This is a genomic window from Mangrovihabitans endophyticus, assembly GCF_014646155.1.
Lineage (GTDB): Bacteria > Actinomycetota > Actinomycetes > Mycobacteriales > Micromonosporaceae > Actinoplanes > Actinoplanes endophyticus.
In genome coordinates this window covers 58,640-73,229 of the sequence record NZ_BMMX01000015.1, presented here as the reverse complement: position 1 = coordinate 73,229, position 14,590 = coordinate 58,640, and the positions used below count along the sequence as shown (strand labels likewise).

Genomic DNA, 14,590 nt, shown 5'->3' with positions numbered 1-14,590 from the left:
GACTTCGAACATGTAACGGGCCGGGCACCCGCGTTGCCCGGCCCGTACGGCCCTCGGGTGTCAGCCGAGCGGAGCGGCGTTGTTCCAGGTCGTGTCCGCCGCGTAGCTACCCGGGTTGTCCCAGGTGTTACCGCCGCCGTTGCTGGCGATGTAGACCGCCTCGGCGTAGTGCCGCCAGTGGTAACCGGGGTAGTTGAACGACTCCATCGACACGTTGCCGGCGCCACCGTTCAGGCCCGGCTGGGCGCAGAACGTGGCGTCCTGCTGGAAGACCGCGCTCCCGTCGTTGGACGCCTTCTGCAGGCGGTATCCGGAGTGACGCAGGTACTGGCCCGGGTAGTTGACGGATTCGAACGTGTAGCAGCTACCGTCCGCGAGCCCGGCACGTACGGTAAAGGTGGCGTCCGCACGGTCGGTGGCCGAGCTCGACGCGGAGATGACGTCGGTACGCGCCAGCCCGTCGTAGTGCCGCAGGTAGCGGTTGTCGTATCCGGGCGTGGTGACCCGGAACGACCGCCGCTGACCCACCGGCAGATCCGCGCCGCTGCGCCACAGCGGCGTGCTGACCGCCCAGGTGGCGTCGTCGGTGAACGAGCCGCCGGTGTCCTGGTCCATCCAGACCTCTTCGCTGCGATGCCGCAGGAAGTAGCCCGGCATGTTGGACGCCTCCAGCGAGGTGCCGCCGCCGGACAGGCCTGTGCGAGTGCAGAACGTGGCGTCCGCGGCGAAGCTTCCCCCGGTGTCCGTCTCGCTGTACACCCGATAGTTGCGGTGCCGCAGGTAACGTCCCGGATAGTTGCGCGACTCGAACGAGTAGCAGGCGGCGTCGGACAGGCCGGGCCGGACCCAGAAGGTCGCGTCCTGACGGTCCACCGTGGCGCTGGCCGTGCCGATCACGTCGGTCCGCGCGGCGCCGTCCCGGTGCCGCAGGTAGCGATCGGTGTACCCGGGGGTGGTGACGCGCAGCGAGGCGAGCTTGTTCACCGGCAGCGTGGTGCCGGAGGCCGCGCCGAGCACCCGCAGGTTGACCTCGCGAACCCGGGCGAAGTCCATCTTCTGCACCTGCCGGTCGTAGGTATAGAAGCCGTTCAGCTCCTCCTCGACGTCGGTCGGTTCGGTGTAGACCGAGCCGGACAGCCCGCGACTGTTGATCAGGGACACCAGGTTGCTCGTGATCTGCACATATCGGCTGGTCAGGGCGTTGGAGTCGGCGAGCCATTCGTACGCGAACTTGCCGCTGGTCGGCCATTCGTGACCGGACACGCGCAGGCCGAGGCCGCCGTACTCGCCGTTCACCGCGATCCGGGTGGCGCTGGGCGTCCGTGAGATGCCCGGCCCCACATACTGGTGGTCGTCGATCACGTCGCCGTTGCCCGGATCCGGGTCGGAGTCGCAGCAGTTGGAGCCGGAGTTGTGGTTGACCAGCCGGGTCGGGTCCCAGCTCTTGACCTCCTCCGCGATGCGGCCGGCGTCGTACTCGCCCCAGCCCTCGTTGAACGGCACCCACTGCACGATCGAGGTGATGCCCTTGTGCTCGTCGATCATCTCGCGCAGTTCCCGTTCGTACCGGGTGCGTCCGGCCTGCGACGGCTCGCGGCCGCTGGCCAGCGCGGGCATGTCCTGCCAGACCATCAGGCCGAGCCGGTCCGCCCAGTAGAACCAGCGGTCGCTCTCCACCTTGATGTGTTTGCGGACCATGTTGAAGCCCATCGCCTTCTGCTGCTCCAGGTCGAAGCGCAGCGCCGCGTCGGTGGGCGCGGTGTAGATGCCATCCGGCCAGAAGCCCTGGTCCAAGGTGCCGAGCTGATAGACGAACTTGCCGTTCAGCGTGGGCCGCAGCACGCCGCCGAGCATGGCCTTGCCCAGCGAGCGCATGCCGAAGTATCCGGCCACGGCATCGCCGCCGCCGGTGCCGGTCAACGTGACGCGCAGGTCGTACAGGAACGGGTCGTCGGGGGTCCAGAGATGGGCGTTCGGCACCGGGATCCGCAGCGCCGCGCCGACGCTGCCGTTCGCCGTGCCGACCACGATTCCGCCGGTCAGCACCTGGGCGGTGACGCCCTGGCCGCCGATGCCGGCGCCCTGCACCACCAGGTCGAGCGCGCCGGCGCCGACGTTCGGGGTGGTGTCCAGCCGGGTGATCCGGGCGGCGTTCACCGGCTCCAGCCAGACCGTCTGCCAGATGCCCGACGACGGCGTGTACCAGATGCCGCCCCGGGCGGTGCGTTGCTTGCCGACCGGGATGTCCTGCCCGTCGGTGGGATCCCAGACCCCCACCACGACCTCGTTGGAACCGGTACGCAGGGCGGACGTCACGTCGTACGAGAACTTGTCGTACCCGCCCTCGTGGGTGCCCATCAGGCTGCCGTTGACCCACACCTTGGACTGCCAGTCGACGGCGCCGAAGTTCAGTTGGACGTGCCGGCCGGCCCAGCCGGCGGGCACCGTGAACGTGCGCCGGTAGTACATGAAGTTCTCGTGCCGCATGATCCCGGAGAGGGCACTCTCGATCGGGTACGGGACCAGCACCTCCTCGCCGAGGTTCTGGTTCAGCGGCGGGTTGTCGATGTTGCCGGAGCCGGCGAACTGCCAGATGCCGTTGAGGCTCTGCCAGTCCGGGCGGACCATCTGCGGTCGCGGATATTCCGGCAGCGGGTTGCTGGTGGAGACCTGGCTGGTCCACGGCGTGCTCAGCGGTGGGGTCTTGGGGGCGAAGGCGGCCGCGGGGGAGGCGGTGGCCATCAGCGTGCCGAGGGAGGCCACCGTGGTCGCGGCGAGCACCGCGAGTGCGCGGCGGAGGCGGGGGAATCGGGGACGTGTGTGCACGGGATCGCTCTCCTTACGGGCGAGCCTGTGGGGACGGTTTCACAGCTTGAAACACATATTGACGGGAACGCACACACGCCCGCAATAGAGACCCGTCAATGGCACAACCCCCGCCCCGCCCGCGCCCTCCGCCCGCCCTCGCCCCGCCCTCGCCCTCCGCCCGCCCCGCACCCTGCCCGCCCCGCACCCTGCCCGCCCCGCACCCCGCCCCCGCCCCCGCACCCCGCCCGCCCCGCCCCCATCACCCCGCCGATCTTGAACTTTGCGGTCCGGCATATCGCATATAGCGGGGTGAAACTGGCACCGAAAGCTCAAGATCGACGGGGGTGGCGGGGCGTGGCGTCGGGCGCGACGGGGGTGGCGGGGCGGCTCGGCGGCGGGGGCGGGGCGTCGGGCGGCGGGGCGGGGGCAGGGCGGGTGGGGGTGTGGGTGGGGACTCAGTAGGCGCTGTTCAGGTCGCTCTTGGCGTTGCTCTCGTCGTACTGCCGGTCCTGGATGATGATGTTCGAGGGGATCGGCTCGCCGTTGAAGAACTTCGTCGCGGTGTCGAAGGCCAGTGGTCCGAAGCGCGGGTTGGACTCGATCACCGCGGAGAACCAGCCGTCCACGATGCCCTGCACGGCGCCCTTGGTGCCGTCCACCGACACGATCTTCACGTCGCCGGGCTGCTTGCCGGCGCCCTTGAGGGCCACCTCCGCCCCCAGGGCCATCTCGTCGTTCTCGCCGTAGATGCCGTTGATGTTCGGGTTGGACTGGAGCAGTTGTTCGGTGACGTTCTGCCCGTCCTTACGCGCGAAGTTGCCCGTCTGCTCAAAGGTGATCTTGATGTCCGGGGCGACCTTGGCGATCTCTTCCTTGAAGCCCTTGGTCCGCAGCGTGGTCACGTTGTTGCCGGGTGCGCCGAGCAGGATGGCGACCTCGCCCTTGTTGTCCAGCGCCTTGGCCATCTCGTCGGCCGCCCGCTGGCCCTGCTTCTCGAAGTCCGAGCCGATGAAGGTCAGATAGTCCTTGCAGGGCGTCGCGTTGATCTGGCGGTCGATGGTGATGATCGGGATCTTCTTGGCCGACGCCTTGGCGAAGACCGAGTCCCAGCCGTCGGAGTTCAACGGCGCGATGACGAGCAACTGCACGCCCGCGTCGATCATCTGCTCCACATCGCTGATCTGCTTGTTGAACTCGGAGTTCGCGTTGGTCGTGGTGAGGTTGGTGATGCCGAGCTTGGCCGCCTCGTCCTTGATGGACTGGGTCTCGGCGATGCGGAACGGGTTGGCCTCCTTCTCCGACTGGGAGAAGCCGACCTTTGCCGTCTTCAGATCGATCTTGCTGCCGCCGAACTGGTCCAAGGTGCACGTCTCGGCGCCCGGAGCGGCGGACTGAACCACCTGGGCGCCGGCGGATGAGGTGCCCGCCGAGTCGGCGGCGGTGTCGCTGTCCTCCGACTTCGCACAGGCACTGACGAGAAGAAGGGCCGCACCGAGAGTGGCGGCCGCCGGCCGCCAACGACCGGACGTAGCGCTCATGACATGGGCTCCTTAGCGGTGGATGCGACATCATCGGGTAACCACCCGGAAACACATTCACCCACTATCAAACTTTTCTTGTCAAGGTCGCCGTCATAACCAATCAGAAACGAACGTTGCGAGGGGATGCCGGGGTCGAATCCGCAGGTCGCGGGCGTATCCCAGCGAAGTGGACACCGGCCTCCGAAAGCCGCCAACGGACCCGTGCGGCGTCCCGCGCGGCGCCGATTCGTTCGAAGATGTCGACCGCTTCGCGCCCCGGGTCGGCGGCGTCGCCGGGGTTTCGGGACACGGCCAGCAAGGCCGCGTCCTCCAGCGCCTCGGCCAGCTCGACCGGGCGCCCCACGGCCCGGTAGTGCGCGGCAGCGGCCATGGCCGGGCCGGGATCGGCGGTCAGCAAGGCCCGGCAGCGCAGCGCGGACGCATGCGCGCGGGCCGCGACCTTCTCCCTGGCCGCCTCCGCCGCGCAGATCGCATCGGCCTCCTCGGCGACATCCGGCCGGCCCGCCTCCAGCGCCAGCCGCACTACTGCAGGTAACCACTGGTGACGCAGCATCATCGGGGCGTAGTCCGGTCGCAGCAGCGGATCCATCAGCCGCAGTGCCTCATGTGGACGGTCCCGCTCGGCCACCGCCAGCGCCCGTGCCACCAGCAGAAAGTCGCAGCTTTCACGTTCCGATTCGCTGGCCGGGAGGGCGTCCGCCGCGTTCAGATGTGCGGACACCAGGTCGGGGGCGCGGCGCCGCAGGGCGATCAGCGCGGCCACGCCGTGCAACAGCATGCTCATCGCCTCCGGTTCGCGCAGGCCCTCGACGGTGACCCCGGCCGCCGCCTCGGACATCGCCTCGTCCCACCGGCCGAGCCAGTAGCACTGCACCGCGGTGGCCACCGGCATCCGCGCCTCGCGCAGGGTCTGCTGCGCCTCCGCCAAACGGTCCAGGTTCTGCAGCGAGAAGACCCGGTTGTCGAGCAGATCCGCGTACATCCCGGCGGTGTGGGTGTCCTCGCGCATGAGGTCCAGCGCGCGATCCACGTGGTGCAGCGCGCGCTCATGGTCGCGCCGGATGGAGCTGGTCAGCCAGACGGTCTGCAGAGCGAAGGCCGCCTCGTACCGTTCCCCGGCGGTGGTCGCCTCGGCGAGCATGGCGTCCGCATCCCGCTCGGTGCGGGCCAGGTCGGTGAGGTCGCCCCGGCGGAAGTTGGCGAGCAGCACCCGATGCCGGGTGCGCCACATCTGCGGTTCGTCCGGCACTTGCAGCGCGGTACGCAGCAGCCGGATCGCCCCGTCCAGGTCGCCCAGGCGGAATCGCATGGTGGCCACGAGCTGACGCATCTCGGCCCGTTCCCCCGGATCGGCGGCCACCTCGATCGCCCGCTCGCCCAGCTCGACCGGGTAGCGATCGTGGCGCACCTCCAACCGGACCAGGGCGGGCAGCAGGACGGCGCGTTGACACGCGTCCGGCAGCGCGCTGTCCAGCACCCGGCGGATCAGGTCGCCGGCCGCCTGCGGCATCCGGCGGGCGACCTCGGCATGATGGTCGACCAGCCACGCCACCAGCCACCCGTCCACCTCGGGCGGGGCGGCGGCGAGCTGACCGGCGACCGCGACCACCGGCCCGCCGGCGGCGGCCAGGATCTGGGCGGCCCGGCGGTGCGCCTCGGCTCGCCGCGCCGCGGGCGTGTCGTCGTGCAGCGCCTGACGCAGGAACGGATGCCGGAAGGCGAGGTCCGCCCCCGAGTCCACAAGCACGTTCGCGGCCAGCGCCTCCTCCAGATCGGCCATCAGCTCCAGCGGCGACCGGCCGGTCAGCGCCACCACGTCGGCCACCGCGAACTCCATGCCCAGCAGCGCGGCCTGCCGCAACACCGCCCGGGCGCGTGTCGACAAGGCGTCGATGGAGGCGCGGACGGCGGCGAACACCGACTCCGGCGGGTCGGCCTCGACGGCGGCGTCCACGTCCGACATCCCCCGCACGGCTCGCACGGCGTCACGGCGCACCAGCGCGTCGACCATCTCGCGGGCGTAGAGCGGGTTGCCGGCCGCGCGGGCGGCGAGTGCGCGCAGGTTGACGCCCAGCGGCCCGCCGACCACGCCCGCGATGATCAGCTCGATGTCCGCCGGGCCGAGGGGACGCAGCCCGACGAACCTGCCCGGCCGAGCCCGGACGCCCTGGCGGAGCCGGTCCAGCCCGGCCGGGTGCGGGCCCATGCGGACCGCCACCACCAGCAGCAGCGGCAACCGATCGACGGCACCGAGTAGCCGTTCCAGCACCTGCACGGTGGCCGCGTCGGCCCACTGCGCGTCGTCGATGACCAGCACCATCGGTCCGGTGGCGCAGGCGGAACGCACCTGGGCGAGCATGCGGTCGGCGTCGTCGATCGGGCCGGAACCCATCGCCCGCGCGATCACCTGCAGCGGTACCCGTTGACCGAGCTCGTCGGCGGCACCCCAGGCCACCCGGCAGCCGGCGCCCGCCGCGTCGGCGAACGCCTGGATCAGCAGCTCCGTCTTGCCGATGCCGGCCTCGCCCTCCAACCAGACGACGCCGCCGGTGCCCGAGGCGACGGCAGCCATCTGCTCCCGCAGGTGTGCCAGCTCTTCGCCGCGTCCGAAGCAGGCACGACTGGCGAGCCCGTCACGCACCGCCCGCGCCACCGGCGTGGGCAGCACCGCGGTCGCCGCCCGAGGCCGGCCCGCGGCCGGCGCACCGGGCCGGGTGTCCTCGCCGGCCAGAATGCGCCGCTGTGTCTCGCGCAGCGCCGGGCCGGGTTCCACCCCGAGCTCGGCGACCAGGACACGGCGTGCGGTGCGGAACGCCTCCAGCGCCTCGGCGGAGCGCCCGGACCGGTCCAGCGCGCGCATCAGCAGGTCGTGCAGGGGCTCGTGCAGCGGGTGGGCGCGGACCAGGCTGGTCAGCTCGGCGACCAGGTCCGGGTCCCCGTCCAGCTCCAGCAGCGTCCGGGCGCGCAACTCCATCGCAGCCAGCCGCAGGTCGGCCAGCCGCTGCCGGTCCAGCTCGATGAACGGTCCGGCCAGTCCGGCGTACGCGTCTCCGTGCCACAGGTGTAGCGCCTCGTCCAGCCGGGCCACCGCGGCGCGGCGGTCGCCCGCGGCGATGAGCTCGGCCGCCGCGTCGCGCAGCCGCCGGAACCGTTCCGCGTCCACGTCCTCAGCCCGCACGCGCAGCCCGTACCCGGACGGGCCGGAGACCAGCGTGTCGGTCCCGGGCAGCCGGCGGCGCAGCCCGGAGATGTAGGTGTAGATGCTGCCCGCCGCGGTCGGCGGTGCGGCCGGCCCCCACACCGCGGCGATCAGGTCGTCCCGGCCGACCAGCCGCCCGGCGTTGGCGGCCAGCACCGCGAAGACCGTGCGCTGCCGCCCGGGACCGAGATCGATCTCCCGGCCCGCCACCGAGCAGCGCACCCGGCCGAGGACGGCGACGCGAAGATGGCTCTGTGCCGGCACGAAACCTCCCGTCCACGCATGGTCCACCGAGAGGAGACCGATGTCAGCGGGCCGGGATAACAGAAATTTCCGGGTCGGGCCGGCTCGCGGCGACAATGCGGCGCATCTCGGCCGCCAGATCGGGGTCAGAGGTGTGTGACGCCACCCAGTCTGCCGGGACGCCCGCTCCTTCGCTGCGCGGATCACCGGCGCGGGACAGCGCACGCGCGAGCCACGCGGTCAGATCCAGATGCACCGTCGGGTCGGCGGACGGGTGTGCCGTCGCCGCCCGCAACACCGCCGCGCCCACCGCGGGCGCCCGCGTGACCAGTTCCTCGGCGTGCCCGGCAAGCCAGCCCGTGGCCCAGGCATCGATCGGAACCGGACCGGCCAGCAATTGACCGGCCACGCGCTGCGGTGCGGCGCCGCGGCGGGCGAGCTGTTCGGCGAACGCCCGGTGCAACATCACCCGCAGCGCCGTCGGCGTCCCGTCGTGCAGCACACGTCCGACGACCGGGTGCCGGAACACCGGCCGCTCCGCCGCCCGGTCCGCCAGCAAGCCGGCGTCGCGCGCGTCGTCGAGGGCATGCCGGAGCCGGGCGCCCGGTCGTTCGGTCACCGCGGCCAGCTCGTCGAGAGTGCAGCCGGAACCGAGGAACGCGATCGCGCGCAGCAGGTTGCGGGTCTCCTCGGGCAGCGGACTCAGGTGCGCACCGACCGCGGCGCTCAACGCCGGACCGGGGGAGGCACTGCCGTCGCGCCGTTCGGCGACCAGACATTGCAGGTACTGCGGGTTGCCGCCGGCCTCGGCGACCACCGTGGTGACCGCGTCGGCGGCCAGCTCCGGACAAAGCCGACGAGCCAGCTCGGCCGCGTCGGCCGCGGCCAGCGGCGGAAGCGTCAACACCGCCGCGCCCCGGGTGGTGAGCGAGCGCCGCAGCCGGTCCAGCGCCGCGCGGTCACCTGTCGGCCGGACGGCGCTGATCAGCAGCAACGGCACCTGGCCTGCGAGGCGGTGCAGCTCGCGCCACGCGGTGCGACTCGCGTCGTCGGCCCACTGCAGGTCGTCGATCACCAGCACGGTCGGCGTGCGTTCGCAGGCCGCGTGCACCGCGGAGAGGTCGTCCACGCCTGCCCGCCGCAGGCCATCGCGCAGCACACCCATCGGGGCGCGGTCGCCCAGTTCGTCCGCGGTCGCCCAGCCCAGCCGGGCCACGCCGACGAGGGCCGCGGCCAGCAGCGCGGATTTGCCCGCGCCGGGCTCGCCCTCGATCCAGATCGCGCCGCCGGTGCCGTCCGCCAGCGCGCCGACCGCCGCCCGCAGGCGCTCCAGCAGGTCGTGCCGGCCGATCAGACCGCCCGGTGGTTCGGTCTCCGGCGTCGGCTCGTCGCCCGGTTCGCCGAGCATGTGCCGGTGCAGCGAGCGCAGCGCCGCGCCCGGTTCCGTCCCGGCCTCCTCCACGAGCAACCGGCACAACCGCGCGTAGAGGTCGAGGGCTTCGTCGCGCCGGCCGTCGCGGTCCAAGGCGGTCATCAGCAGGCCGTACGAGTTCTCCCGCAGCCGGTGTGTGCCGACGATCTCGCGCAGCCCGGCGATCGCCTCGCCCGCCCGGCCGGCCTCGACCAGCAGTTCGGCGTGCAATTCCCGGGTGGCCAGCAGCAGTTCGGTCAGGCGCACCCGCTGCGCCGCGGCGAACGGTCCGGGCACGCCGGCCAGCGCCTCCGCGCGCCACAGCGCCAACGCCGATTCGAGGTCGTGCAGCGCGCCGACCAGGTCGCCGGCCACGCGCTTCTCCCGGGCCGCGTCCCGCAGCGCCTCGAAGGCGAACACGTCGATGTCGGCGCGCTCGGCGCGCAGGCTGTAGCCCCCGCCCGCGGACGCCAGGGTGCCGCGCGCCGGGCGCAGGATCCGGCGCAGCCCGGACACGTACGTGTAGAGGCTGCCCAACGCGCTGGCCGGCGGGTCCTCGCCCCACACCGCGGCGATCATCTCCGGTGGGGTGACGGGACGACCGGCGTTTAAGGCCAGAAGGCTCAGCACCGCTACGCGGTGTGCCGAGCCGAGCACGACCTCGGAGCCGTCGTCGCGCTGCACACTCACCGGACCGAGCAGGCGAACGCGCATGACCGCAGAATATAGCCGAAATCGCGGCGATTCATGTCGCAAGTGGACGGTAGCGGAGAGTGTTCGCGGGCTTCGAGAATCCGTTCGAGTTAGTAAAGCGGGCAAACGATCGGGGCGGCCGGGCACATTCCGTGCCCGCCCCTTCAAGTCCGTTTCCCCGGCTGGTGCACTGAGCCTTGTCTCGAAAACCCTGGCCGGACCGCGCATGCGCCGGACCGGGATGCGCAGGACACGGCTCGATCCGGGGGAGGAGGGGCGATGGGCGAGCAGTCGCAGCCGTTCGCGGGAGAGCTCTTCCTCGCCCTGGCGAGCGAGGGACGCCTGGTCATCGACGCGGCCCGTGCCGACGACGCGATCGCCGGCCTGGAACGTACGTTGAACGAGCTCACCTCTCGGCTGCAGCTCTTGCGGATGTGGGAGCGCACGCCGGAACCGACGGTGGACGGCCTCCCGGACGACATCGTGCTCGACGTCGTCGACGCGGTCTTCGCCGAACAGCTCGCCCCCGGGCAGCTCGAACGCGCCGTCCTGGAGCTCCCCAAATACATTCAGGCTCTGCATCTGGCCCGCCGTCCCACATCGTGAAGGTTTTCTGAAGACCCGGTCCCGACACTGGTCCGGCAGAGGAAACCGACACGGAGGTGGGCTGTGGATCAGGTGCGGGTAGCGGTGCAGGCATCGGATCCGCTGAGCCATGCCGGACTCGTGGGTTTCCTGCAGAGCCGTTCCGAGATCACCGTGCTGCGTGGCACTCGGCGGGCCGAGGCGGATGTGCTGGTGGTGGCCGCGGACAGACTCAGCGCCGACGTGGTGGCGGGGCTGCGCCGATCGGCCACCGAGGTCGCCGCGCCGGTGGTGCTTGTCGTCGGCGAGATCTCCGAGGCGGAGCTGCTGACCGCGGTCGAGTGCCGGGTGGTGGCGATCCTGCCCCGCCCCGCAGTCACCGCCGAGCGGCTGGTGCACAGCGTGACCGCGGCCGCCGTGGGCGGCGGCGTGATGCCGCCGAACCTGGTCGGTGAGCTGCTCAAGCACATCGAGCGCCTGCAGCGCGACGTGCTCGCACCGAACGGCCTGAACGGCGCCGGTCTCACCCCGCGCGAGGTGGACGTGCTGCGCCTGATGGCGGACGGGCTGGACACCAACGAGATCGCGAGCAAGCTCTGTTATTCCGAGCGCACCGTCAAGAACGTCATCTACGGCGTCACGCATCGACTCAAGTTGCGCAACCGCTCGCACGCGGTCGCGTACGCCCTGCGCGCCGGCATGATCTGAGCGCCGTCGGTCAGTGGCCGGCGTGATCGGCTTCCTGGACCGGCGGCCCACCGGGATCTTCGTGGACCGGCGGCCCACCGGGATCGCAGTGCCGACGGGCCGGCTTGAGCGTGGCCGGAGCGCCGTCCTCCGGCGTCCCGTCCTGCTTGGTCAGCCGGCTCGGCACGAACAGCGCGGCAAGCGCACCGCCGGTCACCATCAGCCCGGCGCAGATCAGCATCGCGTGACGGTATGTGGGTGCGAGGTCGCCCGGGTCGGTGAGGTTGCCACCGCCGATGCCCGCGGCCAGCGGAAGCGCCGCCACCGCCAGCAGCCCGGCCGCGCGGGCGACCGCGTTGTTCACCCCGCTGGCGATGCCCGCGTACGCGTCGGAAAGCGAACCCAACGCCGTCGCGGTGAGCGGTGCCACCAGCAGCGACAGGCCCAAGCCGAAGATCACCACGGCGGGTAGCACGTCGGTCAGGTACGCGGCGCCGGGCCCGATGCGGGACAACAGCACCAAGGCGACGGCGCACACCAGCGGGCCCACGGACATCGGGATCCGCGGCCCGATCCGTTGCGACAGCGCCCCGGCCCGCGCGGAGAGCACCAGCATGAGGGCGGTGATCGGGAGCATCGAGATGCCACCGGTCAGCGGGCTGAAACCGGCGACCACCTGCAGGTTTACCACCACCAGGAAGAACACCCCGCCGTTGGCGGCGTAGACCAGGAAGGTCACCACGTTCGCGGCGGTGAACGCCCGCGAGCCGAACACCCGCAGCGGCAGCATGGGATGCGTGGAACGGCGCTCGACCAGCACGAAGGCGATCATCCCCAGCACACCGACCGCCAGCGGGCCGAGCACCCGCGTGCTGGCCGGCCCGTGCACCGGCCAAGCGGTGAAACCGTACGTGAGGCCCGCCAGCCCGATGGCGCCGGCGAGCACGCCCGGCACATCCAGGCCCCGCGCGGCGGCGGCGTTGCGGGTCTCCGGCACGTGCCGGGCGGCGACCAGGATGACCACCGCCGCGACCGGCGCGTTGATCAGGAAGATGAGCCGCCAGTTCGCCACGTCGACCAGCCAGCCACCGAGGAACGGGCCGAGGGCGCCGCCGATGCCGCCCAGCCCGGACCACGCGCCGATGGCCCGCGCCCGATCGGCCGGCACGAACGACGCCTCCAGGATGGCCAGCGCGCCCGGGGTGAGCAGCGCGCCACCGATGCCCTGCAACACCCGGGCCGCGATCAGGAACTCGATGTTCGGCGCCAGGCCACACAGCAGCGACGCGGTGGCGAACCAGCCCACGCCGAACTGGAACAGCCGCTTGCGCCCGAACCGGTCGCCGAGCGAGCCGCCGAGCAGAATCAGGGAGGCCAGGCTGAGCGCGTACCCGTTGATCGTCCACTGCAGGCCGGCGGCGTCCGCGCCGAGGTTTTCCCCGATGGCCGGCAGGGCGATGTTCACCACCGTGGCGTCGATGAACGCGAGGCTGGAGCCTAGGACGGTGGCGAGCAGCACCCACCGGCCGGTCGCGGTGCGGTACCGGATGCCCGGCGGTTGACCCATGACGTGACCCTACGCCCGCCTCGTCGTGCGTCGTGCCGGTGCGGGACGAAGAAGTCCGCAGCGGTCCTCCGGCTACGGGACGGCGTCCGCGGCCCGCCCGATCAGCTCGTCGGCCACCCGGGCGACGCCCCGCCCGTCCACCGCGGCCCAGGCGCGTGCCGCCAGCGCGGCGCGTGCCGCAGCGTCGGTCAGCAGGTCACGCAGCACCGCGACGGCGGCAAGCGCCTCGGCCGAACCCGGCTCCCGCAACGACGGCAGGTGGCCGACACCCGCGGCGAGTCCCCGCTCCACCGCCCGGCCGTACCCGACGATCTGGTTGTCCACCACCCAGACCAGGGCGGCCGGAAGCCCCAGACACAGCAGCTCCCACGTCGACGTCCCGCTCGCGCTGACCGCCACGTCGGCCCCGGCGAGCAGCTTGGGCAAGTCGTCCGTGGGGGCCAGCACCTCCACGAGCTGCCCCGGCCCGGTGGCGAGCGCCCGCACCTCGGCACGCAGTCCCTCGTCGGCGCCGATCACCGTGGCGTCGAACGGTGCTCCGGTGCGGATCAGCAGGCCGGCGAGCACGGGCGCGGCCCGGTACGCGTCGGTGCCGCCGAAGAAGCACACCACCCGAGGCACCCGGCCCGGATCGGCGCCCGGCGCGGCCGGCGGGCGCAGTTCGCGGACCGCGGTGCGCAGCAGCGCGTACCGCAGGCCGGCCAGCCGCACCGCGCCGGGCGGCAGATCCGGGGCGGCCAACTCGGCGTCCAGGTTCTGGTCCACGTAGACGTCGGCCTGCTGACCGCGCAGATCGGCGTCCACCACGGCGAGCACCGTACGGCCCGACGCGCGCAGCGCCGCACCGTGTGCACCGGACAGTTCGTAGGAGTCCAGCACCAGCGCGTCCAGGCCCAGCCGATCGGCGGCGGCGACCAGCGCGTCCGGCCCGTCCGGCGCCGGGTGCCGGGGCAGGCCGCGGCCCGCGAGCTGCTGCTCGGCCCAGGCGAAACCGCCGAGGTCGCTGAGGAAATGGACCGGCACGCCGCGGCCGACGAGCTCCTCGGCCAGCGCCACGCAGCGGATCAGATGCCCGACCCCGGTGCGGCCGCCGGCATCGCAGCGAATCCCGACTCTCACGCTTGGACGAGCGACTTCTGTTCCACGTGCGCGTTGAGCGCGGCGAGCTCGGGACGGTGGCCCAGCCAATCGGTGAGGGTGCGCACCGGGATCGCACGGTCCCCGAAGTGGTCGATGATGCGCTCGATCAACGCCCAGTCCTCCGGGGTGTCCAGGGTCAGCCGCAGGTGCGACAGGTCCGGCTGCATGGTAAGGCCGAGGACGGTGAAGTCCTCCGGATGGGTGTAGATGTACGAGGTGACGTGCGTCCGGTGATGTCCGGTGGCGAGCTTGTCGATGGTGCGCAGCACCTCACCGCGGGTGACCTCGACGTCCAGGCCGCGGGGCAGCGTGCGGGCGATCGAGGTGCTCAGGTAGTCCACGTACGGCGCGGCGGCGAACACCTTGGCAGCGAGCGCGACCAGTTCCGGGTCCAGCAGCGGGCAGTCGGCGGTGAACCGCAACACGGTGTCCGCCGGGTGGTCGTCGAGCACCTTGAGGAACCGGCTCAGCACGTCGTCCACCGGCCCGCGGGAGACCGGGACGCCGATCCGCTCGCACTCGGCCACCACGGCGTCGTCGGTGCTCTCGTCCGTGGTGGCCACGACCAGTTCGTCCAGCACTTCGCTGGCCTGTGCGGCCCGCACCACGCGGTCGAGCACGGTGCGGCCGCTGAGCCGCCGCAGAACCTTGCCGGGCAGCCGGGTGGAGCCCATCCGGGCCTGGATGATGCCGAGGGTATGCATGGAAGGAACCTT

At 72.0% G+C, this 14,590-nt stretch carries 9 protein-coding genes; 2 read left to right on the top strand and 7 right to left on the bottom strand.

Going from position 1 to position 14,590, the window contains the following annotated elements; genetic code table 11:
• Nucleotides 1-60: 60 nt before the first annotated feature.
• From IEY73_RS17720 to IEY73_RS17705, 4 genes are all read right to left on the bottom strand, one after another.
• Entirely contained in the window at nt 61-2,826 is a 2,766-nt protein-coding gene (locus tag IEY73_RS17720; RefSeq protein ID WP_229715919.1) for an AbfB domain-containing protein, read from the bottom strand.
• A gap of 437 nt (nt 2,827-3,263) precedes the next feature.
• Nucleotides 3,264-4,346, bottom strand: coding sequence for an ABC transporter substrate-binding protein (locus tag IEY73_RS17715; protein WP_189080340.1), 1,083 nt, complete (start codon nt 4,344-4,346; stop codon nt 3,264-3,266).
• A gap of 103 nt (nt 4,347-4,449) precedes the next feature.
• Nucleotides 4,450-7,812 carry an ATP-binding protein gene (locus IEY73_RS34140; RefSeq protein WP_189080339.1) on the bottom strand — a complete coding sequence of 1,121 codons (3,363 nt, stop codon included), beginning with the start codon at nt 7,810-7,812 and terminating at the stop codon, nt 4,450-4,452.
• 43 nt (nt 7,813-7,855) lie between these two features.
• On the bottom strand, nt 7,856-9,916 hold the full coding sequence (locus IEY73_RS17705) for an ATP-binding protein (RefSeq protein WP_189080338.1): 2,061 nt from the start codon (nt 9,914-9,916) through the stop codon (nt 7,856-7,858).
• Between the two features lie 258 nt (nt 9,917-10,174).
• Here IEY73_RS17705 and IEY73_RS17700 point away from each other — a divergent pair, with 258 nt between their 5' ends.
• Nucleotides 10,175-10,501, top strand: a complete 327-nt coding sequence (locus tag IEY73_RS17700; protein WP_189080337.1) for a hypothetical protein — start codon at nt 10,175-10,177, stop codon at nt 10,499-10,501.
• A gap of 63 nt (nt 10,502-10,564) precedes the next feature.
• On the top strand, nt 10,565-11,188 hold the full coding sequence (locus tag IEY73_RS17695; protein ID WP_189080336.1) for a helix-turn-helix transcriptional regulator: 624 nt from the start codon (nt 10,565-10,567) through the stop codon (nt 11,186-11,188).
• A 10-nt stretch (nt 11,189-11,198) separates the two neighbouring features.
• Here IEY73_RS17695 and IEY73_RS17690 read toward each other — a convergent pair whose 3' ends face one another.
• The 3 genes from IEY73_RS17690 to IEY73_RS17680 form a co-directional block, all read right to left on the bottom strand.
• Nucleotides 11,199-12,734, bottom strand: a complete 1,536-nt coding sequence (locus IEY73_RS17690) for an MFS transporter (protein ID WP_189080335.1) — start codon at nt 12,732-12,734, stop codon at nt 11,199-11,201.
• Nucleotides 12,735-12,806: 72 nt separating this feature from the next.
• Nucleotides 12,807-13,853 (bottom strand): PseG/SpsG family protein, encoded by a 1,047-nt coding sequence (locus IEY73_RS17685; protein ID WP_189080334.1) that lies wholly within the window; start codon nt 13,851-13,853, stop codon nt 12,807-12,809.
• A complete protein-coding gene (locus tag IEY73_RS17680) occupies nt 13,850-14,578 on the bottom strand; it encodes a cytidylyltransferase domain-containing protein (protein WP_189080333.1) in 729 nt (242 codons plus the stop codon). Before IEY73_RS17680 ends, IEY73_RS17685 begins: the two co-directional genes overlap by 4 nt.
• Between the last annotated feature and the right edge of the window lie 12 nt (nt 14,579-14,590).

Bases quoted from the DNA above. Each gene is read 5' to 3' on its own strand.
- IEY73_RS17715 (WP_189080340.1), bottom strand. From the start codon at position 4,346: ATGAGCGCTACGTCCGGTCGTTGGCGGCCGGCGGCCGCCACTCTCGGT.
- IEY73_RS17705 (WP_189080338.1), bottom strand. From the start codon at position 9,916: ATGCGCGTTCGCCTGCTCGGTCCGGTGAGTGTGCAGCGCGACGACGGC.
- IEY73_RS17700 (WP_189080337.1), top strand. From the start codon at position 10,175: ATGGGCGAGCAGTCGCAGCCGTTCGCGGGAGAGCTCTTCCTCGCCCTG.
- IEY73_RS17690 (WP_189080335.1), bottom strand. From the start codon at position 12,734: ATGGGTCAACCGCCGGGCATCCGGTACCGCACCGCGACCGGCCGGTGG.
- IEY73_RS17680 (WP_189080333.1), bottom strand. From the start codon at position 14,578: ATGCATACCCTCGGCATCATCCAGGCCCGGATGGGCTCCACCCGGCTG.